The sequence below is a fragment of the Pseudoalteromonas sp. J2K-J031 genome, from assembly GCF_058197095.2.
On record NZ_CM200279.1, the window covers coordinates 1,189,099 to 1,208,988 of the forward strand.

A 19,890-nucleotide genomic window follows, 5' to 3' on the forward strand; every position below is an offset into this window, starting at 1 on the left:
AATTAGATAAGTTACAAAGATTGTTTGAAATTTAAAATAATACCTTTTTGAAGTTAAGGAAGTCGATGCGCTTAAAACAAATTGCTGTGATGTCATTATTAACTGGCATGTTGATGGGATGTAGCCTGGCCCCAAAAAATTCAGATAGGCCGATTATAGACGTTGCATTTTCAACTCCATTAGCAACCGACTTTAGAAGTGAAATTGCCATCGCTCGTTATTCAGAGTTGCTGTATCGTACTAATTTAACTGATGAGCAAAAAGCACAGCTTTTTTACGATCGAGGTGTATTATTTGATAGTTTAGGGTTGTCTACTTTAGCTCGAATTGATTTTAATCGTACTTTGGCGCTTAAGCCTGACTTACCTGAAGTGTATAATTTTTTGGGGATCCACCATACGTTGTTGCAGCAATATGATAAAGCGTATGAGATGTTTGATGCGGTGGCAGAGCTTAAGCCTGAACATGAATATGTTTATTTAAATCGCGGTATTGCACTTTATTATGGTGGCCGTCCACAGCTTGCAGTTCAAGATTTTAATGTTTTTTTAGAAAGTGCACCAAGCGACCCATACCGAGTTATTTGGCGTTATCTGGCTGAAAAAGAGGTTGATAGTAAGCTTGCGCTTGAAAATCTTAATCAAGCTGCTGTATTGCTCGATAACAGTAAATGGGCGTATCAATTAGTGACTTTATTTAGTGGTCAATTAAGTGAAGCTAAGTTCTTAGCTGGTCTTGAGGATAATCTCGAAACAGAACAGCAGTATGCAGAACGTTTATGTGAAGCGTATTTTTATTTAGCTAAGTTACATTTAGCTGCTGGTAATATCCGCAGCGCCGAAGATTACTTTAAATTATCACTTTCTACCAATGTGCATGAATTTGTTGAATATAAATATGCGCGCTTAGAACTTGAGCTTTTGTACGCTCAAAACTAATTGATGCATTTTTTTTATAAGAACACACTAAAACCAGAACTTAGAGTCTGGTTTTTATTTGTTATTTGTTTGGGTTGTGTCAGATTTGATACTGATCGCTCTATTGATTTACACCAGTATCACTTTTTAGCCGGTAAAACAGCCCTAGCAAATTATTTGGTTTTTCAAAATTCCATTCCGTCACAAGCCTACCAACACTTAGCCGTTTTAAAGCAATTATCAGCACTTCAAGATCCCAAAGCATCTTTGTTATTAGCGCAGCATTATGAAGATGAAAATCGATTAGATTTATCAGAATTTTACTATAAACAAGCGTATCAAGTTACGAGTGATTTTTCTGAGCAAGCAGTTGTTAGTCTTAGTCAATTTTATCAGCGGCATGCTATGTGGCAGTCGTTGGCTGACTTTGGCCAAAAGAATGAATTGATTTTTGAGTGGTATCTTAGTCAGCTTCAGTTAGGGGCAACTCTACCTTCATTACCTGATCCTATTTATATAAAAATTCAAAAAAAATATGACGTTGATTTTACGCAGCGCATAGAGCAACTTTCGTTTGACCCAGAAAAACAATGCTCAGTTAAAGTTGTACCTATTGCTACAGACCTTGTTGGGTTGCAACGTTTAACAAGACATATCGATATATTTAAAGCGGATAATGATTTAAATGTGGCTCAAGTGTGTTTTTCAGTAACGTTATATCTGCCAAAACAACAGTTGCCTTGTGTTGGTAATCGTAATGTCAAATGTGACCTTAATTACTTAGCAAGACAAAAAAATTGGCCTGAAGGTGTTCGCCATTTAATTATTATGGCATCTGATGGTGCTGCAAATGTTAATCAAGGCATTATGTACCTGTCAGCCGACAGTGACTTCAATGTATTCAAACACGAGTGGCTCCATTTATTTGGATTTGAAGATGAATACCCATTAACTATTGAAAAGCAATCTCAGCGCTGTAATCAACTAGCAACATCCTTAAGTCAATTAGTAGTCCATGATACTAATCTGAAATCTTTAGATAATTTGTACCCGGTTTCGACTTGTAACCAGCTTTTGCTACAAGCATATAAGCAAGTAGAAGAACCCACTTTAATGCAGTACTTAGATGCTGCTATGCCCCAAAGTTATAAGGTACTGTTACGTCGTAACATGGAACATCATTTAGGTGAATTAAAAACATTTAGTAATGCAATGTACAACCTGACCGAAGATAACTATTGGCTATCTTATGGGGTTAACCAAGGTGATTATTATAGCCACTTACTGCAAGCGTTGGAGTTTGAAGAGCAGGGTGATGTTGGAGCAGCATTAAATAAGTTGTCTTTATTAGCTAACTGGCCAATCGCATATTCATCATTAGCACGTATTTATTATAAGTTAGAAAATCTATCGCAAGCTCGGCAGTTTTATCAACTCTCGGCGATGGAAGGAGATAGTTATGGCCAGTATTTTTACGCTAAAATGCTTGCAAGCGGTGAGGGTGGTCCTAAAGATGAAACGGCAGCTAAGCGTTATTTAAATCATGCGGCAGCCCAATCGAACCCTCTAGCCATCCAGCTTATCAATTTAGCACCTTTTTAACTGCCAACTTTGAAATCTATCTCGTAATAATTGAATTTCATCTATATCGCTATGAGCTTTAATATTAAAAATGTTATGATTTCAAAGCTATAAAATAGTCTTTATCCCTGACTAATGCGTATTGCTTCAACAAATTATAGACTGGTTTAATTGCCTGTTTGTCTGTTAAATTGAAGAGTGTTTTATCAATAGTTGCTATAACTTATATGTGCAACATTGAATAGAGGAAAAAAATAACGTGATAGCTCTATTATGGATCCCCTTACTCTCACTGTTGGGAAGCGTGGTTGCTTCTTTAAGTGGGCGATTTGGCCGAACCACCAGTGCATGGTTAACAGCTTTGGCCCCATTTATAGCTCTTGTGATTGCAATCAGTTTATCCCCGCAGGTTTTTTCTGGCCAATTGTTAACTTATCAATTGAGTTGGATCCCTGCTCTTGGCATCGATTTATCCTTTCGCCTTGATGGCTTAGCCCTTCTTTTTGTTTTTATGATTTTAGGAATTGGCTTATTGGTTATCTTGTATGCCCGTTACTATTTAAGCCCTAAAGACTCTATGGCTAAATTTTATGCCTTTTTGATGCTATTTATGACCGCAATGTTGGGCATTGTTTTATCAAATAATATTCTTCAGCTTTGGGTCTTTTGGGAGCTGACGAGTATTAGTTCCTTTTTATTAATTAGTTTTTGGTGGCATCAATCTGAAGCGCGCAAAGGTGCTCGTATGGCATTGACTATCACCGGAGCGGGTGGATTGGCTTTACTCGCAGGCTTGTTATTGTTAGGCAATATTGTTGGTAGCTATGATTTAAGTGTTATTTTGCAAAGTGGCGAGATAATCAAACAACATAGTCTATACACTGTGACTTTAGTGTTGATTTTATTAGGTGCATTTACAAAGTCTGCGCAATTCCCATTTCATTTTTGGCTTCCTCATGCAATGGCAGCTCCTACGCCCGTTAGTGCTTATTTACATTCAGCAACAATGGTTAAAGCGGGTATTTTCTTATTAGCGCGATTTTATCCGGCTTTAGCCGGTACAGATATTTGGTTTTTACTGGTTGGTTTAACAGGCCTTGCAACTTTATTATTTGGTGCATATATGGCTCTGTTCAAGCACGATTTAAAAGGCTTGCTCGCGTATTCGACGATTAGTCATTTAGGCCTTATTACTTTGTTATTAGGTTTAGATACACAATTGGCAGCGGTTGCGGCTATTTTTCATATTATTAATCACGCTATTTTTAAAGCATCATTGTTTATGGCTGTGGGGATTATTGATCATGAAACCGGTACTCGTGACATGCGCAAGCTCAATGGCATGCTCAAATTTTTACCCTATACTGCAACTCTGGCAATGGTCGCTGCAGCGTCAATGGCCGGTGTGCCGCTATTGAATGGTTTCTTATCAAAAGAAATGTTCTTTGCCGAGACGCTTCATCAGCAGGTGTTAGGGTCTATGTCTTGGTTGATACCCGTGTTAGCAACTTTAGCCGCAGTGTTTTCAGTGGCGTATTCTATCCGCTTTATTCATGATGTTTTCTTTAATGGTGAACCTATTGGTTTGACTAAAACACCACATGAACCTCCACGATACATGCGTGTACCCATTGAGGTTTTAGTGGCGCTTTGCATTGTTGTAGGAATAGTCCCTAATTTTGTTGTTAATGACGTTTTAGCTGCTGCGTCGGTTTCACTGCTTGGGCCAAATTTGCCTGACTATAGCTTGGCTATTTGGCATGGGCTCAACCTACCTTTACTTATGAGTTTTTTGGCTATAGTTGGAGGGTTATTTGTTTATAGCCAGCGTAAATATTTTTACCAGTTTCAAGCCTCACTTCCTTCACTTGAAGCAAAAGCATGGTTCGAAATAGCAGTTGAACATTTACTCAAATGGAGTCAAAAAACAACTAGTTTAATTGAAACCGGTTCTCTGCAGCGCTATATCTTATTGATTCTGATAAGTGTGATTGTGCTGGCCGGATTACCTTTATTTGAAATGGTTCAATTAGCAGGCTCAAAACCCACAACAACAATTACTCCTAATGCAGCCGTTGGGGCTGGCTTAATGATTGCTGGTGCATTTGCAACACTTATTTGGCATCGAAATAGAATGGTTGCCTTATTAACCATTTCGGTTGTTGGCTTAATGGTATCAGTTGCATTTACACGTTATTCAGCGCCTGATTTGGCATTAACACAGCTGACTGTAGAAGTGGTCACAGTTATTTTATTGATGTTGGCTTTATTCTTTTTACCTCACCGCACGCCAAAAGAATCAAGCTCAGTACGAATTTTGCGGGATTTAGCGATTGCTTCGAGTTTAGGTGTGATTATTGGCAGTATTTGTTATGCGATTTTAACTCGCCCATTACAGTCTATTTCAGATTATTTCCTCGCTAATGCCAAAATCGGTGGCGGTGGTACCAATGTAGTTAATGTCATATTGGTTGACTTTAGGGGCTTTGATACGCTGGGTGAAATTACTGTATTAGGGATTGCCGCTTTAGGTATTTACAAAATGTTGCTTAATTTACCGTTATTTATGCCTTCAAGTGATGGTGAAGGTCGTCCTTGGGCGCGCGAGCGTCACCCAATTTTATTGGCGAGTATCTCACAAAGCTTATTACCGTTGGCGTTACTTGTGACAGTGTATATTTTCTTACGAGGCCACAATCTTCCTGGAGGTGGGTTCATTGCCGGTTTAATTACTGCTATTGCATTCATTCTTCAATATATGGCCCATGGTTCTCAATGGATTTATGACCGTTTTGATGTCAATTATCGTAAAGTTATTGCGTTTGGTATTGCTATCGCCTTTATGACAGGTGTGGGTAGTTGGTTATTTGGTCGACCTTTCTTAACTACATGGTTTGAATATTTTGATATTCCTTTGGTCGGTAAAATTGAGTTAGCCAGTGCTTTAGTATTTGATTTAGGTGTCTATTTAACTGTGGTTGGGTCAACGTTAATGATTTTAGCAAGTTTAGGTAAATTGACGATAAATCAACAGCCACAGCAGGAGAGCAAATAATGGAAGCGTTATATGCAACGTGTGTTGGTGTGTTAGTAACTTGTGGCGTGTTTTTGCTATTACGAGCTCGCACATTTCCAGTGGTGTTGGGATTAACTATGTTGTCTTATGCCGTAAATCTTTTTCTTTTTGCATCAGGTCGCCTGAGTTTAAATAAAGCAGCAGTGCTGGGTTTTTCAGATCAATATGCTGACCCATTGCCTCAAGCTTTAGTGCTAACAGCTATTGTGATTGGGTTCGCCATGACAGCTTTTGTGGTTATTTTATCAATTCGTGGGCGAGCTGATTTAGGTAGTGATCATGTCGATGGAAAGGAGTTAACAATAAGCAGCGCAACTAACACCTATAAGGAAGGTAAATAATGCATTTAGTGACCTTAACGGTTTTAATTCCCATGTTGGCTGCAATGGTGTTGTTATTGCCGCCATGTGGAAAAAATGTTCACGCTCGAAGAGTGGCATCAGTTCTTTTTGCAATTGTAACTTTTATCGCAAGTATTGCTTTATTAATAAAAAGCTTAGATGGGCAAACCATTGTTTATGCAATAGGTGATTGGAAAGCTCCATTTGGTATTGTTTTAATCGGTGATAGATTATCTGCTTTATTAGTTACCTTAACGTCGTTTTTAGCTTTGTGCTGTATTACTTATTCACTCAATGGCGATGATGAAAAAGGGAGCTTTTTTCATCCATTAATGCACTTTTTAACTCTTGGTGTTAACGGTGCGTTTTTGACAGGTGACTTATTTAACCTTTTTGTATTTTTTGAAGTGTTGTTAATTGCTTCTTATTCGTTGCTCATGCATGGCGTTGATAAACAAAAAACGCGCGCTGCGTTACATTATGTAATTTTAAACCTTGTCGGTTCAAGTGTATTTTTAATCGCACTTGGGGTGCTTTATGGTGTACTTGGAACCTTAAATATTGCTGATATGGCGTTAAAAGTGTCAATGCTATCTGGTGATGATGTCGCATTAGCAAAAATTGGCGGTTTATTGTTGTTAATAGTCTTTGCTTTAAAAGCCGCTATTTTACCTTTACATATGTGGTTACCAAGTACTTACTCAATGGCGATGCCTGTAGTAGGTGCCATGTTTGCAATTATGACTAAGGTTGGTGTGTATGCCATGTTCAGAGTCTACACTGTTATATTTGGTGCTTATGCAGGATCGCTTGATAATATGGTTGCACAATGGCTGTGGCCTTTGGCGATTATTACTATTATTGCCGGTGCGTTTGGCGTGTTAGCCAGTCAAGATTTTCGTCGTTTAGTCGCTAATTTAGTGGTGGTGTCGGTTGGAACTTTAGTTGCTGCGGTTGCAATGCATTCTGTAATGGCAACAGCTGCCGCGCTTTATTATCTTATTCATTCAACAGTATTAGTTGCAGCATTGTTTTTATTGGCTGAATTAATATCAGTACAACGTGGTAAAACAGCTGATAGGTTAGTGCCAGCTAGGGCTGTGACACAACCGTTATTACTAGGTAGTTGTTTTATTGTTGCAGCGTTAGGTGTCATTGGCATGCCTCCTTTGTCTGGTTTTATTGGTAAAATTTGGTTTTTAGAAGCTGCGTTAGAGGTTAACTTTCATCTGTCATTTTGGCCGGTTTATCTATTGGCTAGTTTGATGGTAATGATTGCGTTAAGCCGTGCAGGAAGCAATTTATTTTGGAAACAAAGCAATGCTGAGCCAAGTGGAGAGCGGGCTGTACCCTTACAAATTGCGATGGTTATAGTATTACTCAGTTGTACACCATTAATGGTTATTTTTGCAGGGCCAATTAGTGAATTTACTCTTGCAGCAGCTGCTCAATTACATGATGTAGAAGGCCATGTAAATGCGGTCATTGGTGTTTCTTTGGAGGGACAGCAATAATGAAATTAGAAGCAAGAATGCGTTGGCTGCCAACGCCATTTCGAAGTTTATTATTATTTTGTGTGTGGTTGTTATTAAACAATAGTGTTTCGGTTGGGCATTTAATTTTGGCTGTATTTTTAGCGATTGTGATACCGCTATTAACGTTTCGCTTTCGAGATCCACAGCCGCTTATTTTGCGACCAGGTTTAGCTATGAGGCATTTTTTGTTAGTGCTATACGATATTGTTACGGCTAATGTTCAAGTAGCCATCTTAATCCTTGGGCCAACCAAGCGCTTACGACCAGCATTCGTTAAAATACCGCTGGATCTTTCACACGAAATGCCAATAACAATTTTAGCCAGTACGGTGTCATTAACACCGGGAACTGTGAGTGCCGAAGTGTATCCCGCGCCAGAGACAATCAATCCGGCAGATGAGCCCGTGCAACGCTTTTTATTAATTCATGTTTTAGATTTAGAAGATGAAGCGCAACTTATTCAAACAATCAAACAACGTTATGAAGCCCCATTGAAGGAGATTTTTCAATGTTAGATACAGTGATTTTAATTGTATTATCTATGGTCGGGATCTCGCTGTTATTAAATTTATGGCGACTTATTGTTGGCCCGACAGTACCAGATCGTATTTTGGCACTTGACACTATGTATATTAATACCATTGCTTTGATCATTTTGTACGGGATCCGAGTCGATACGAATCTATATTTTGAAGCTGCATTATTAATTGCGATGCTCGGTTTTGTCAGTACGGTTGCAGTGTGTAAGTTCCTATTACGCGGCGATATTATTGAATAATTTTTTAGGATTATGACATGTTAGTTTATGAGTGGGTTGTATCCGTTTTATTATTAATTGGTGGTGCTTTTATTTTAATCGGCTCAATTGGATTGAATAAGATGCCTGATTTTTTTATGCGTTTGCATGGGCCAACAAAAGCGACCACGTTGGGCATGGCTGGAGTACTAATAGCCGCTATGGTCTATTTCAGCATGACCAAAGATGGGATCAGTGTAAAAGAGATTTTAATTTCAATTTTTTTACTGATTACAGCACCTATTAGTGGGTATATGTTAATTAAAGCGGCTATACACCATAAATTACCCGCTAAAGAAGGCACTAAAGGGCTCGATAATATAGAAGAAGATTAATCAACCTCAATGCAGGATAATAAACCAATCTTAGGGTGCTATTTTCAACGCTAACAGTGTTGAGTTAAGGTGCAATAAGCGAGAGTTATTGAGGTGCTAATCGGCCTTGTTAGCCTTTAAATATCAGGCTAGAGACAGATGATTTCAAGACGGATTATTAATTTAATCCGTTGGTATATCTCTTATCCAGAACTGAGCTTAACCAGTTATTATTTCCTCAAAGCAAGATTCTACTTACAAAAAAATACAATTTAGGAACTTAATTGTGACTCCCTCCTTGTTAAAATAGACTTAACAAGGAGAGAGTATGTTCAATCAAAATAAAATTAAATACCCCATTGCATTCATTGTCTTAGCCAGCAGTTTTAGCCTTTTAGCGGCAAACCAACATCAGGTTTCAGCTGGATTTGCAGACTTAATTGATTTTGACCAAGGCTTCTTTGGCTTTGGTTATCAGTATTATTTCGATGACCTGTCGCAAAAATCCGGACCTCATAGTTTAAAAGCCTACTTGCATAAAGTGGATAGTCTCGAAGTCTCTGGTTTTTCAAGCGATAGCTGGGATTATACAAATCTTGCTGGAACAATGTATTTTGCTAAAGATTTTATGTTAGATGTTGAAGCTCTGCGATTTAATGACAGTTATAACAAAGGTGACATCACACAGCATCAATTACGAATGAAGTTCGCAAAGTCGGTCGATGAGCATATTCAAGTTGGGATGAGTTTACTTTATTCGCGTAAAGACTGGCAATGGCTTGAGGGCGAGGCTGAAAATCGGTATTTTTTTGCTCCTTTCATTCGTTATAGCGCCATAGAAGGGGTTTCCGGTTGGGATTTTATGCTGCAACCTATCACGGGTAAAGAGCGTTATTATCAAGGCCGTGCCAGCTATTATGTAAATGCTCGTTGGAGGGTAACGGCAACAACTTTAGTAAGAAGTCGTGATGTTAACGATAGTAATATTGAGTTGCAAACAGAGTACTGGTTTGCTGATTTTTGGTCAGTAAAAATAGGTGTTGGCAGTAAAGTGGGTGAGTTTGGTGAACTTAGCAGTGTGAGTTTATTAACTTCAATTCGTTTTTAACCCACACCACAAAGCTATAAAAAAAGGCTTAGTAAATACTAAGCCTTTTTTATCACATCAAGGTGATTATTTTACTTCTTTACCAGCCGCTTGCTGATCGGCATGGTAGCTTGAGCGGACAAATGGGCCACAGGCTGCATGAACAAAACCAATTTCATCAGCGTAGGCTTTTAGCGCATCAAACTCGACCGGTGGCACGTAACGTTTTACTGGTAAATGATGTTTTGAAGGCTGTAAATATTGGCCTACAGTTAACATATCAACGTTATGTTCGCGCAAATCACGCAGAACTTGTTCAATTTCACTGATTTCTTCACCTAAACCAACCATTAAACCTGATTTCGTTTTAACATTTGGGTGGGCTTCTTTAAAGCGACGAAGTAATTCTAATGACCATTTATAATCAGCACCTGGACGCGCCAGTTTGTATAAACGTGGTGCAGTTTCTAGGTTGTGATTAAATACATCAGGTGGCGTTTGAATTAGAATTTCAAGCGCACGTTCCATGCGACCACGAAAATCTGGCACTAGCACTTCAATGGTAATTTCAGGGTTGTATTTACGGATTTCACGAATACAATCAGCAAAATGCTGAGCACCACCATCACGTAGATCATCACGGTCAACAGAGGTAATCACCACATAGCTTAATTTCATGTCGCGAATGGTCAATGCTAACTTTTCAGGTTCAGCAGCATCAGGCGCAAGCGGGCGCCCATGAGCCACGTCACAAAATGGGCAGCGACGTGTACAAATAGCACCTAAAATCATGAAGGTTGCTGTACCGTGATTAAAGCACTCAGACAAGTTCGGACATGATGCTTCTTCACAAACAGAGTGCAAACCATGTTTGCGCAATGCGCTTTTTATGCCATCAATACGCTCGCTTGATTTTGGCAAACGTATTTTTAGCCATTCAGGTTTACGCAGCATTTCTGTTTTCTCAGTCGGTAATACTTTAACTGGGATCAATGCCATTTTTTCTGCATCACGCAGTTTAACACCTGGTTGGATCTTTACTGGTTTATTCATTCGTTATCAAACCCTAGTATTTGTTTGACGTCGGTGACGTTAATTTTTTCGACGAGATGCTTAACTAAGCCTTGTTGGGCCGCTTCAAGAGTTTTTGGACCTGCAAGATCAGCCGATTGGATCATGGCCATCCCTGCGTATCCACATGGATTAATTCGTAAAAAGGGTGCTAAGTCCATGTTGACATTGAGTGCTAAGCCATGGAATGAGCAGCCACGCCTCACGCGAAGTCCCAATGAGGCAATTTTTTTATTATCGACATATACGCCGGGTGCATCAGGTTTTGCATAGGCTTGAACACCATGTTCGGCTAATGTACTGACTACGGTTTCTTCTAACCAAGACACTAATTCTCTAACGCCTATTTTTAAGCGTCTTAAATTAAATAGCACGTACATTACTTGCTGACCAGGACCGTGGTAGGTTACTTGACCACCGCGATCAACTTTGACCACAGGAATGTCACCAGGCATTAGGAGGTGTTCTTCTTTACCTGCTTGGCCTTGAGTAAAAACGGGTTCATGTTCTACGAGCCAAATTTCATCTGGGCTTAAGTCATCTCTATGATCGGTATAATCTTGCATTGCTTGCCAAATAGGCTCATAGGAGCGACGACCCAGTTGGCGAATGATTAATGTATTTATACTCATTACAGGATCCTTCAAGATTGAACCCGAACGTGCCGATTAAAGGACGTGTCGCACGTCTTCTAACTTGCCCAGTTCGTTATAAATTTGTTCAATATGCTCTTTACTTGTCACATTAGCCATTAAGTGAACTGACTCATAGTTGCCTTTGGTACTTGGCTTAACTGTAGGTGTGTAATCGCCTGGAGCAACCCGCTGCATCACTACAATGACTTGCTCTGTAAGTTGTTTATTAGCTAGTCCCATTACACGAAAACTAAAACGACAAGGGAATTCTAGATATTCATCAAATTTGGTGTTTTCAACGAGTTTTACCACGGTTGTTAAGCCTCTAAATTATTCATTACTCAGTTATTTGTAAAAAATCAAATTCAAAACGGTGACTAAAAAGGTGTTTTACAAATTTTAAAGGCGGGCATTTTATCATTATTTATTCTAAAACGCTTATTAATAATCTTTATCTATAAACTAGTACTACAAATATTTACGCCCTGACAAAGCAGGGCGTAAAGGTGTTTTTAGCGTCGTTTAGTTACTTAATTGTAAGCGTAAGTAATCATAGATTTGACTAAAAAAGCTACCTTCTTCAACTTCTTCTAAAGTTACCAATGGGTATTTAGCGATGTCCTCATCTTCAAGTTGTAGATATAAAGTGCCTACCACAGTACCTTTAGTTATTGGTGCTTCTAATGTTTTATCCAGTTTGAAGTTCGCTTTTAGATTTTTACTTTGGCCACGAGGGATCGTGATGGGTGTGTCTTGTAAAATACCTAATGCAACTTCTTCTTTATTACCCATCCAAACACGTTGGGTAGCAAAGGTATCGCCTGCTTTATATGGCGTGATTGTTTCATAAAAGCGAAAGCCGTAGTTTAATAATTTTTTACTTTCAACTTTACGAGCGCGCTCGCTATCTGTACCCATCACAACAGCTACAAGACGCATGTCGCCTTTGGTTGCTGAAGTAACCAAACTATAACCAGCTTCTGTTGTGTGGCCAGTTTTAATGCCATCAACATCTAAACTTTCATCCCATAACAATGAGTTACGGTTATATTGTTTGATACCATTAAAAACAAAAGATTTCTCTGCATAGATGGCATATTCGTCAGGAACATCACGTATTAAGGCTATACCAAGGGTTGCCATATCGCGTGGAGTCGTATAATGCTCATCTGTATCAAGGCCGTGGCTATTTATAAAGTGAGTATTGGTCATTCCTAACTTTTCTGAGTGAGCATTCATTAAATCAGCGAATGCACTTTCACTGCCAGCAATGTGTTCAGCCATTGCAACGCAAGCGTCATTTCCAGACTGAATGATAATACCGCGATTGAGATCCTCAACGGTGATTTGTTTGCCAACTTCGATGAACATTTTAGAAGAGTCAGGGAAATTTTTGCTCCATGCATTTTGGCTAACTGTAACTAAGTCGCTAGGGGCAATGTTTTTATTTTTAATTTCTAGGCCGATGACATAGCTCGTCATCATTTTAGTTAAACTTGCAGGTGCAAGGCGCTCATCAGGGGCACCTTCAGCAATTACTTTTCCAGTTGTAAAATCAACTAAAAAATATCCTTTTGCATTCACTTGGGGAGGTGCGGGCATTATTTGTGCTGATGCACTAAAGATCCCAACGGTACATACAAGACCGCAAACGTTTTTGAGCAATGTGGTTTTTAATCGTTTCATTATAAATAATTTTATTAGTTAATAGGTGAGTTTAATGAAGCTTGCCAAAGGACATTATCCTAAAGCAGCGCTTCACTGTAAAGTAAGAAGGCTTGTTCAAAACCGCCTCGCTGAATGATTGATAAGGTATCTGTTGCTTGTGTTGCATCCTTCATAGGACCAATTTTTAAGCGATAAATTCCATTTCTGTGATTAATAATTGTATTTACTTGATAATCGTGTTTTAACTTTTTGCTAAGAGATTGAATTGTATCTGATTTACTTGCTGCTACAACCTGAATATAGATATAAGGCTGATGCTGTTGTGCAACAGTAATCGCTTCTACCTTAACACGCGCTGTACCTGAGCGGTAAAAATCAAGTTTGTGAGCGGCAGAGTATGATAAATCAATGAGCCTGTCATCATGAAAAGGACCGCGGTCGTTGACTCTTACAATGGTCGATTTCCCATTATCTAAGTTGGTTACTCTGGCAAAGCTAGGTAAAGGTAATGTTTTATGTGCAGCAGTCATTGAAAACATATCATACACTTCTCCGTTGGATGTGTGATGACCATGGAATTTACGTCCATACCAAGAGGCAATACCTGTTTCTGTATAGCCCGTTTCATCAAGCATCGGAACGTAGTGTTTACCTCTGAGTGTATAAGGACGACTTGCAGACACACTTTTTAGCGTTGCGACGACTTTCGCATCTTGTTGTTCTAGCAACGTCGGTTTTCTAAGTGGTGCAGAATCATGCTCCATTTCATAGCGACTGGTGTTTTTATTACTATTAGCACAACCATTTAAAAATAAAACGATAGAGAAGGCTAAGGTGAGTTTCATTTTCATTAATTAATAATCACTTTTTTATGAGTTGCGATAGACATTATAATACCAAAACCTGCCATTAATGTGACCATCGATGTGCCACCATAACTGATTAACGGTAGTGGTACGCCTACAACAGGTAATAGACCTGACACCATGCCGATGTTAACAAAGATATAAACAAAAAAAGTAAGTGTTAAGCTACCTGCCAATAACTTACCGAAAGCATCTTGTGCATTGACTGAGATATATAAGCCCCGCGCGATAATAAAAACATAAGCAGCGAGTAAACAAGTCACACCCACAAGGCCAAATTCTTCACTTAGAACTGAAAAAATAAAGTCAGTATGAGGTTCTGGTAAAAACTCTAACTGAGATTGTGTGCCATGAAGCCAACCTTTCCCCTCAAGACCACCAGAACCAATCGCAATTTTTGATTGAATAATATGATACCCCGAACCAAGCGGGTCACTTTCGGGGTCTAAGAAGGTTAATACACGCTGTTTTTGATAGGCATGCATACCATAAGTCCAAAATAGTGGCGCAGCGAACCCAGCTAAAGTACCCAGAAGTAAGATTAACCGCCAACTAACACCGGCTAAAAATAAAACAAAAATGCCAGAGCTTGCGATTAAAATTGCCGTGCCTAAATCGGGTTGTTCCTTTATCAAAATGGTCGGGATCATGACCAGAGCAAAACCGACAAAAAGATGAATTAAACGCGGAGGAAGGTGGCTCCTTCCAATATACCAAGCAACCATCATCGGGACTGCAAGCTTCATGATTTCAGAGGGCTGAAATCGGGTAACACCAAGGTCAAGCCAGCGCTGTGCGCCTTTACTCGATACCCCTACAATAAGTACCGCCACAAGCATTGCGAGACCAATACCATAAAATAACCATACCCAGCGCTGATAAGTGGAAGGCGATATTTGGGCCAGTAACACCATGAAAACAAAACTAAGCCCAATTCGAGTAACTTGTTTTGCTAACATCTCAATATCTTGCCCTCCAGCGCTGTACACAATAAAGCTGCTGGCAATCAGTAAAATAAACAAGGCTAAAAACAGCGGCCAATCGATATGAACTTTATCCCAGAACGTTTTTTTAGTGTGTAATGAGGTCATGGTTTTTTCACCCGAGATTGCTGAGCAGAGAAGTAATAATCCATAATTTGTCGAGCAATCGGAGCGCCGACAGAGCCGCCGCCTCCCGTATTTTCAACTGTAACCATTACAACAATTTTTGGGTCGTGAAAAGGAGCAAACCCAACATACAAGGCATTATCACGTTGTTTTTCTTTTATGTTATCAGCATCATAACGCTCACCTTGAGCGATGCTGATAACCTGAGCAGTACCTGTTTTACCTGCCGGATCGTAATCAGCGCCTAAAAATGCTTTATGAGCAGTCCCTGAGGTTTTAAAAACGGTGTTGTGCATTGCGTCAAGAGCAACTTGCCAATGGGCTGGGTTTTTTAAAACAATCGGAGGTTTTTCATCATTATTGATCAATGTGATCTCCTCGCCTTGCTTAGTTAATGATACTAAGTGGGGAGGGTGATGAAGCCCTTTGTTAGCAAGGATATTGACTGAGTTGGCAATTTGAATAGGTGTCGCTGTCCAATAACCTTGACCAATCGCAACCGAAATAGTATCGCCAGTCCACCACGACTCTCTAAATTTTCCCTCTTTCCACTCAACAGAGGGCATAACGGCTGCGCTTTCCTCGTGGATATCAATGCCAGATGGCTCACCAAAGCCAAATTGCGCCATAAAATTGCTGATTTTAGTAATGCCGAGTTTATTTCCGATGTCATAAAAAAATGTATCACAGGACTCTTCAATAGCTTGGTAAACATCAACGGCTTTACCATGGCCCCAACGCTTCCAATCTCGCCATTTATGTTCAACCCCAGGTAGTTGAAAAAAACCAGGATCGTAAATGGTCGTTTTCTCGGTGATGAGTTTTTCTTCTAACCCTAAAATAGCTAAATGTGGTTTTACTGTTGAGGCGGGGGCATAAACCCCCTGTGTAGCACGGTTGATTAATGGACGATTTGGGTTGAGCAGTGCGCGATAATCAGGACCACTGATCCCATGAACAAACAGATTAGGATCGTAACTTGGGTTTGAATACAGAGCTAAAATCCCACCATCTTTTGCATCTAGCACCACAACCGCTCCTCGATGATCTTTTAAGACATGCTGGGCAATTTGTTGTAAGCCAACGTCTATCGTAAGCACTAAATCTTGTCCCGGAATGGGCGCTGTTGAACTCAAGGTGCGAATAATGCGCCCTCGGTTATTAATTTCCACTTCTTGTGAGCCGACCGTACCATGCAGGACTGACTCGTAATATTTTTCTAAACCTAATTTGCCGATATCTCGGGTGGCGCGGTAGTTCGTTTCTTGACCATCCTGTGTTAATTGGTTTAATTCTTTTTTATTGAGCTTGGAGACATAGCCAAGTGCGTGAGTCAGAGTATCGCCAAAGGGATAGTAGCGAGCTAGGCGTGCTTCGATACTAAAGCCTGGAAACTTATGTTGATGCACAGAAAAAATGGCTACTTCTTCTTCACTTAAGCGTGCTTTAAGGACTTGGCTTTTAAAGCGGCGTTGTTGTTTAATTTCAATCAGAAATTTTTCTGATTCAGATTCACTGATAGGTAATACTTTTCCTAATTCGGCTAGTGATGCTGTGATGTCAGTGACTTCTTCAGGAATAACTTCTAAATTAAATACCGGTTTATTTTCAGCTAAAATAACCCCGTATCGATCGTAAATTAAGCCGCGATTAGGTGCGATAGGAACGAGTTTAATGCGATTGTCATTCGAACGTGTTTGATAGCTGGCATGTGAAGTGACTTGCAGGTGATAAATATTGGTAAATAAAATGGCAATCAGAATTAAAACAAAAAAGAAGGCTACAAAGGCTCTGCGGGCAAATAAGTTTGCTTCGGCAGAGTGATCGCGGATGGCTTGGCGCCCTTTGAACATTGAAATGCCTTATTCGCGATGGTAAGGGTGGTTGTTGTTTAAACTCCAAGCTCTGTAAAGGCTTTCGGCAACCACAATTCTTACTAATGGGTGAGGCAAGGTTAAATTAGACAGCGACCATTTTTGCTCAGAAACAGCAATACACTCAGGAGCAAGACCTTCAGGTCCACCAATGAGTAAGCTAATATCGCGACCGTCTAGTTGCCACTTTTGCATTTGGCTTGCTAGCTGATGGGTGTCCCACGGTTGCCCTGTGACTTCAAGTGTCACAATGCGGTTACCTTTGGGGATAGCCGCTAGGGTTTTTTCACCTTCAATATGAAGTATGCGTTTGATATCTGCGTTTTTACCGCGTTTACCTGCATTGATTTCAACTAATTCCAGCGACATATCTTTTGGAAAACGACGCTGATATTCTAAATAGCCAGTCTCAACCCAACTGGGCATTTTAGTGCCAACTGCAATTAGTTGAATTTTCATGTGTGATTAACCCCAAAGTTTCTCTAGTTGATAGAAATCACGGGATTGATCTTGCATCACATGCACAACGATATCACCTAAATCAACCAACACCCATTCGCCACATGTTTGGCCTTCACAACCAAGTGGCACAAGACCAATGGCTTTGGCTTCTTTATTAAGGTTTTCGGCGATTGATTGAACATGACGCTTTGAATTACCTGAACAAACGATTAAATAATCAGTAATGGTGGATTTACCTCTAACATCTAAAGTTACGATGTCACGACCTTTCATGTCGTCGATTTTATCTAAAGCAAATTCTAATAGTTCAGTGGTTTCCAAAATGCATTCTCACAATGTAATAAAAGCTAATTAGAAATTTTACCACGGCTGTTAATAATTATTAAGCAACAAACGAAAATTAACGGTATAACTGATGCGTTTTAATGTAATTAGCGACGGGAGTTGGTAATAAAGTATTCGCAGTGGGGTTATTTTTGAGTGCTAAACGTAATTGTGTGGAAGAAATATCAATTTCAGGGGTCGACAAAAAGTAACACAATCCAGCGGTATTCTGTTTTAACTGCTCGATTGTGTTGCAGTTAGCTTGTCTTAGGTAGTGTTGCACTTCAGGTGCGGGATCACATACCTGCCCAGGGCGCTGGCAAACAACAAGGTGGCAAAGGGCTGTTATTGCTTGCCATTGATGCCATAAATGCAGCTGGTTTAATGAGTCCATCCCAATTAAAAATACGATTGGTTGAGTGGGCTCGGTTTGTCTGATTTCTTGTAAACTAAGCAACGAGTAGGAAGGCCCTTTGCGGCTCAGTTCGCGGGTATCTAAAGTAAATTGAGAGAACGGCTCAATTGCCAGTTGCACCATATTTGCTCTATCTTGAGCGCTCACGCCAGGACTTTTTTTGTGTGCCGGCTGTGCACAAGGCATAAATGCAAGACGCGTTAAATTAAGCTGTTCAACGCATTGCAGAGCAATATTAAGATGACCTTGATGGATGGGGTCAAACGTCCCGCCAAAGATGCCTATCATACTGGACTACGAAATATCGGCAGCTCAAGTTGCAGCGTAAAACAAAACTGCAGTGCAATATGCGCCAAAGTTTGAAATGGTGCTACGAGTGTTCCTTGTTTAAAGTGACGATCCCATTGCGCTAATTGTGAAATAATCACTTCTAAATGCTTAAGTGACAGCCGCGTTAGGGCTTGCTCAGTCATCGTTTGTTTATTTTTCCACACATTAAATTGTTTAAAAATCGAGGCTAGTGTTTCACCTTGTTGGCTTTTTTGCTGCATCGCAAGCAATTGCTGAGCCTCGCGAGCTATTGCCCAAGCGAGAGAATTGAGTTCTGAATTATCTTTTTGCAACCGAGCTAAAATGGCGACTACCTTGTCACTTTTACCAAGTAATAAAGCATCGGTTAAATCGAAAATGTCAAATTTTGCTTGGTTGAGTAACACAGGCGCTAATTCATGTTTACCAATCAATTTGGTACCATAAATAAGCGACAGTTTTTCTAATTCTTGGTGGGTCGCAAGCAGATTACCTTGCGTTGACTCAAGTAAAAAGAGTTTCGCATCGTGGGCTAAATTAAGTTGCAGTTGTTGGCATTGCTGGTTTAACCAAGTGAGCAGGTGATTGCCACTAATTTCATAACAGGGTATAAAAAGGCCAATTGCTTCGAGTGCTTTGAACCAAGCTGTTTTTTGTATATCAGCGCCATTTTTTGCCCCTTTGATCAATAAAATACAATCAGAGTTAGCTGATTCGGACAGCCACTTCAGTGTTTTAGCGCCATTGACCCCGGCTTTTTGTTCACCCAAGTCAAGCTCAATAATTTTACGATCGCTAAATAACGATAAGCTATTGAAATGTTGCTCTAATTCTTGCCAATCGAATTGAGGGTCTACAGTCAGGCGTATGAGCTCGTCAAAGCCTTGTCTTTTAGCTGCAGTTTTGATTTGTTCACAACACTGTTGAACTTGAAAGGGTTCTTCGCCCATTACCAGATAAACCGGTGCAAGTTGTTGTGTTAGTTTGCTAGGAAGTTGATTACTGTAACAACGCATTAGAGCTGGGCTAGCTCCCGAATAATGCGACGACTCGCTTGAAAGCGCATTTCAGACAAAATGAGTTCTAGCTCTTTGGCTTTTGCTAAAGCACTGTCAGGATCATCTTGATAATTACGATATAACTCAAAATATTGCGTAATAGCATCTTCTCCAGGGCGAATGACTTGATAACTAACACCGTAAGTTAATTCGTACTCAGCAACCTGGCCATTATTAAATAACGATAGTGTGCGGCGGTCTAGTTTATCGGTTAGCAGGGTCAGTTGGGCACGATCTGCTCTTACATCACCTGAAAAATCGACATTTGCATTTTTGAGCTGTTTTTTTAGCTGGCGGTATAAATCTGATTTTGTATCTGTTGCACTTAATGTGAGCGATTGCAAATCAGGAGGTAAGTTTGACGCTTGCTTAAGTCTAAATCCGCAGGCAGTTAACATTAAAACACATAGCGCAAGCGCTATGTGTTTTAAAAAAGAGGACGAAAATGCCAT

Annotated in this window: 21 protein-coding genes; 9 read left to right on the forward strand and 12 right to left on the reverse strand. The window is 39.8% G+C overall.

The window, feature by feature from the left end:
• Nucleotides 1–65 precede the first annotated feature (65 nt).
• The 9 genes from nlpI to AC3KZC_RS05400 all read left to right on the forward strand — a co-directional run bounded on the left by nlpI (nucleotide 66) and on the right by AC3KZC_RS05400 (nucleotide 9,668).
• Nucleotides 66–938 carry a lipoprotein NlpI gene (gene nlpI / locus AC3KZC_RS05360; RefSeq protein WP_490579294.1) on the forward strand — a complete coding sequence of 291 codons (873 nt, stop codon included), beginning with the start codon at nucleotides 66–68 and terminating at the stop codon, nucleotides 936–938.
• A gap of 69 nt (nucleotides 939–1,007) precedes the next feature.
• On the forward strand, nucleotides 1,008–2,519 hold the full coding sequence (locus AC3KZC_RS05365) for a tetratricopeptide repeat protein (protein ID WP_490579293.1): 1,512 nt from the start codon (nucleotides 1,008–1,010) through the stop codon (nucleotides 2,517–2,519).
• A gap of 241 nt (nucleotides 2,520–2,760) precedes the next feature.
• Complete coding sequence (locus AC3KZC_RS05370) at nucleotides 2,761–5,553, forward strand: monovalent cation/H+ antiporter subunit A (RefSeq protein WP_490579331.1); 2,793 nt, start codon at nucleotides 2,761–2,763, stop codon at nucleotides 5,551–5,553.
• Nucleotides 5,553–5,915 carry a Na+/H+ antiporter subunit C gene (locus AC3KZC_RS05375; RefSeq protein WP_490579292.1) on the forward strand — a complete coding sequence of 121 codons (363 nt, stop codon included), beginning with the start codon at nucleotides 5,553–5,555 and terminating at the stop codon, nucleotides 5,913–5,915. Before AC3KZC_RS05370 ends, AC3KZC_RS05375 begins: the two co-directional genes overlap by 1 nt.
• Nucleotides 5,915–7,429 (forward strand): monovalent cation/H+ antiporter subunit D, encoded by a 1,515-nt coding sequence (locus tag AC3KZC_RS05380; RefSeq protein ID WP_490579291.1) that lies wholly within the window; start codon nucleotides 5,915–5,917, stop codon nucleotides 7,427–7,429. Before AC3KZC_RS05375 ends, AC3KZC_RS05380 begins: the two co-directional genes overlap by 1 nt.
• Complete coding sequence (locus tag AC3KZC_RS05385; protein ID WP_490579290.1) at nucleotides 7,429–7,965, forward strand: Na+/H+ antiporter subunit E; 537 nt, start codon at nucleotides 7,429–7,431, stop codon at nucleotides 7,963–7,965. The genes AC3KZC_RS05380 and AC3KZC_RS05385 overlap by 1 nt, the downstream gene beginning before the upstream one ends.
• Nucleotides 7,959–8,228 carry a K+/H+ antiporter subunit F gene (locus tag AC3KZC_RS05390; RefSeq protein ID WP_490579289.1) on the forward strand — a complete coding sequence of 90 codons (270 nt, stop codon included), beginning with the start codon at nucleotides 7,959–7,961 and terminating at the stop codon, nucleotides 8,226–8,228. The genes AC3KZC_RS05385 and AC3KZC_RS05390 overlap by 7 nt, the downstream gene beginning before the upstream one ends.
• Before the next feature lie 17 nt (nucleotides 8,229–8,245).
• Nucleotides 8,246–8,581: a Na+/H+ antiporter subunit G gene (locus AC3KZC_RS05395; protein WP_490579288.1), complete on the forward strand. Its 336-nt coding sequence runs from the start codon at nucleotides 8,246–8,248 to the stop codon at nucleotides 8,579–8,581.
• Nucleotides 8,582–8,888: 307 nt separating this feature from the next.
• Nucleotides 8,889–9,668 carry a hypothetical protein gene (locus AC3KZC_RS05400; protein WP_490579287.1) on the forward strand — a complete coding sequence of 260 codons (780 nt, stop codon included), beginning with the start codon at nucleotides 8,889–8,891 and terminating at the stop codon, nucleotides 9,666–9,668.
• 66 nt (nucleotides 9,669–9,734) lie between these two features.
• On the opposite strand, the gene lipA is transcribed toward AC3KZC_RS05400, so the two are convergent.
• The 12 genes from lipA to AC3KZC_RS05460 all read right to left on the reverse strand — a co-directional run bounded on the left by lipA (nucleotide 9,735) and on the right by AC3KZC_RS05460 (nucleotide 19,890).
• Nucleotides 9,735–10,700: a lipoyl synthase gene (lipA, locus tag AC3KZC_RS05405; RefSeq protein WP_490579286.1), complete on the reverse strand. Its 966-nt coding sequence runs from the start codon at nucleotides 10,698–10,700 to the stop codon at nucleotides 9,735–9,737.
• Complete coding sequence (gene lipB / locus AC3KZC_RS05410) at nucleotides 10,697–11,350, reverse strand: lipoyl(octanoyl) transferase LipB (RefSeq protein ID WP_490579285.1); 654 nt, start codon at nucleotides 11,348–11,350, stop codon at nucleotides 10,697–10,699. The genes lipA and lipB overlap by 4 nt, the downstream gene beginning before the upstream one ends.
• Nucleotides 11,351–11,386: 36 nt before the next feature.
• Nucleotides 11,387–11,665 carry a DUF493 family protein YbeD gene (ybeD, locus tag AC3KZC_RS05415; RefSeq protein WP_490579284.1) on the reverse strand — a complete coding sequence of 93 codons (279 nt, stop codon included), beginning with the start codon at nucleotides 11,663–11,665 and terminating at the stop codon, nucleotides 11,387–11,389.
• A 210-nt stretch (nucleotides 11,666–11,875) separates the two neighbouring features.
• The gene (locus AC3KZC_RS05420; protein WP_490579283.1) at nucleotides 11,876–13,039 is read right to left on the reverse strand and encodes a serine hydrolase; all 1,164 of its coding nucleotides are present in this window, start codon (nucleotides 13,037–13,039) and stop codon (nucleotides 11,876–11,878) included.
• A gap of 59 nt (nucleotides 13,040–13,098) precedes the next feature.
• On the reverse strand, nucleotides 13,099–13,866 hold the full coding sequence (locus AC3KZC_RS05425; RefSeq protein ID WP_490579330.1) for a septal ring lytic transglycosylase RlpA family protein: 768 nt from the start codon (nucleotides 13,864–13,866) through the stop codon (nucleotides 13,099–13,101).
• Between the two features lie 5 nt (nucleotides 13,867–13,871).
• Nucleotides 13,872–14,978, reverse strand: a complete 1,107-nt coding sequence (rodA, locus tag AC3KZC_RS05430; protein ID WP_490579282.1) for a rod shape-determining protein RodA — start codon at nucleotides 14,976–14,978, stop codon at nucleotides 13,872–13,874.
• Nucleotides 14,975–16,849, reverse strand: coding sequence for a penicillin-binding protein 2 (mrdA, locus tag AC3KZC_RS05435; protein ID WP_490579281.1), 1,875 nt, complete (start codon nucleotides 16,847–16,849; stop codon nucleotides 14,975–14,977). The genes rodA and mrdA overlap by 4 nt, the downstream gene beginning before the upstream one ends.
• 9 nt (nucleotides 16,850–16,858) lie before the next feature.
• Complete coding sequence (gene rlmH / locus AC3KZC_RS05440) at nucleotides 16,859–17,329, reverse strand: 23S rRNA (pseudouridine(1915)-N(3))-methyltransferase RlmH (protein ID WP_490579280.1); 471 nt, start codon at nucleotides 17,327–17,329, stop codon at nucleotides 16,859–16,861.
• A 6-nt stretch (nucleotides 17,330–17,335) separates the two neighbouring features.
• Nucleotides 17,336–17,653: a ribosome silencing factor gene (gene rsfS, locus AC3KZC_RS05445; protein ID WP_009838847.1), complete on the reverse strand. Its 318-nt coding sequence runs from the start codon at nucleotides 17,651–17,653 to the stop codon at nucleotides 17,336–17,338.
• Nucleotides 17,654–17,732: 79 nt separating this feature from the next.
• Nucleotides 17,733–18,359: a nicotinate-nucleotide adenylyltransferase gene (gene nadD, locus AC3KZC_RS05450; protein WP_490579279.1), complete on the reverse strand. Its 627-nt coding sequence runs from the start codon at nucleotides 18,357–18,359 to the stop codon at nucleotides 17,733–17,735.
• On the reverse strand, nucleotides 18,356–19,396 hold the full coding sequence (gene holA / locus AC3KZC_RS05455; protein WP_490579278.1) for a DNA polymerase III subunit delta: 1,041 nt from the start codon (nucleotides 19,394–19,396) through the stop codon (nucleotides 18,356–18,358). The genes nadD and holA overlap by 4 nt, the downstream gene beginning before the upstream one ends.
• On the reverse strand, nucleotides 19,396–19,890 hold the full coding sequence (locus tag AC3KZC_RS05460; RefSeq protein WP_490579277.1) for an LPS-assembly lipoprotein LptE: 495 nt from the start codon (nucleotides 19,888–19,890) through the stop codon (nucleotides 19,396–19,398). The genes holA and AC3KZC_RS05460 overlap by 1 nt, the downstream gene beginning before the upstream one ends.

Excerpts from the sequence above, each read along its gene's own strand:
- nlpI (WP_490579294.1), top strand. The coding sequence starts at position 66 with ATGCGCTTAAAACAAATTGCTGTGATGTCATTATTAACTGGCATGTTG.
- AC3KZC_RS05375 (WP_490579292.1), top strand. The coding sequence starts at position 5,553 with ATGGAAGCGTTATATGCAACGTGTGTTGGTGTGTTAGTAACTTGTGGC.
- AC3KZC_RS05380 (WP_490579291.1), top strand. The coding sequence starts at position 5,915 with ATGCATTTAGTGACCTTAACGGTTTTAATTCCCATGTTGGCTGCAATG.
- AC3KZC_RS05385 (WP_490579290.1), top strand. The coding sequence starts at position 7,429 with ATGAAATTAGAAGCAAGAATGCGTTGGCTGCCAACGCCATTTCGAAGT.
- AC3KZC_RS05390 (WP_490579289.1), top strand. The coding sequence starts at position 7,959 with ATGTTAGATACAGTGATTTTAATTGTATTATCTATGGTCGGGATCTCG.
- AC3KZC_RS05395 (WP_490579288.1), top strand. The coding sequence starts at position 8,246 with ATGTTAGTTTATGAGTGGGTTGTATCCGTTTTATTATTAATTGGTGGT.
- AC3KZC_RS05400 (WP_490579287.1), top strand. The coding sequence starts at position 8,889 with ATGTTCAATCAAAATAAAATTAAATACCCCATTGCATTCATTGTCTTA.
- lipA (WP_490579286.1), bottom strand. The coding sequence starts at position 10,700 with ATGAATAAACCAGTAAAGATCCAACCAGGTGTTAAACTGCGTGATGCA.
- lipB (WP_490579285.1), bottom strand. The coding sequence starts at position 11,350 with ATGAGTATAAATACATTAATCATTCGCCAACTGGGTCGTCGCTCCTAT.
- AC3KZC_RS05420 (WP_490579283.1), bottom strand. The coding sequence starts at position 13,039 with ATGAAACGATTAAAAACCACATTGCTCAAAAACGTTTGCGGTCTTGTA.
- AC3KZC_RS05425 (WP_490579330.1), bottom strand. The coding sequence starts at position 13,866 with ATGAAACTCACCTTAGCCTTCTCTATCGTTTTATTTTTAAATGGTTGT.
- rodA (WP_490579282.1), bottom strand. The coding sequence starts at position 14,978 with ATGACCTCATTACACACTAAAAAAACGTTCTGGGATAAAGTTCATATC.
- mrdA (WP_490579281.1), bottom strand. The coding sequence starts at position 16,849 with ATGTTCAAAGGGCGCCAAGCCATCCGCGATCACTCTGCCGAAGCAAAC.
- rlmH (WP_490579280.1), bottom strand. The coding sequence starts at position 17,329 with ATGAAAATTCAACTAATTGCAGTTGGCACTAAAATGCCCAGTTGGGTT.
- nadD (WP_490579279.1), bottom strand. The coding sequence starts at position 18,359 with ATGATAGGCATCTTTGGCGGGACGTTTGACCCCATCCATCAAGGTCAT.
- holA (WP_490579278.1), bottom strand. The coding sequence starts at position 19,396 with ATGCGTTGTTACAGTAATCAACTTCCTAGCAAACTAACACAACAACTT.
- AC3KZC_RS05460 (WP_490579277.1), bottom strand. The coding sequence starts at position 19,890 with ATGGCATTTTCGTCCTCTTTTTTAAAACACATAGCGCTTGCGCTATGT.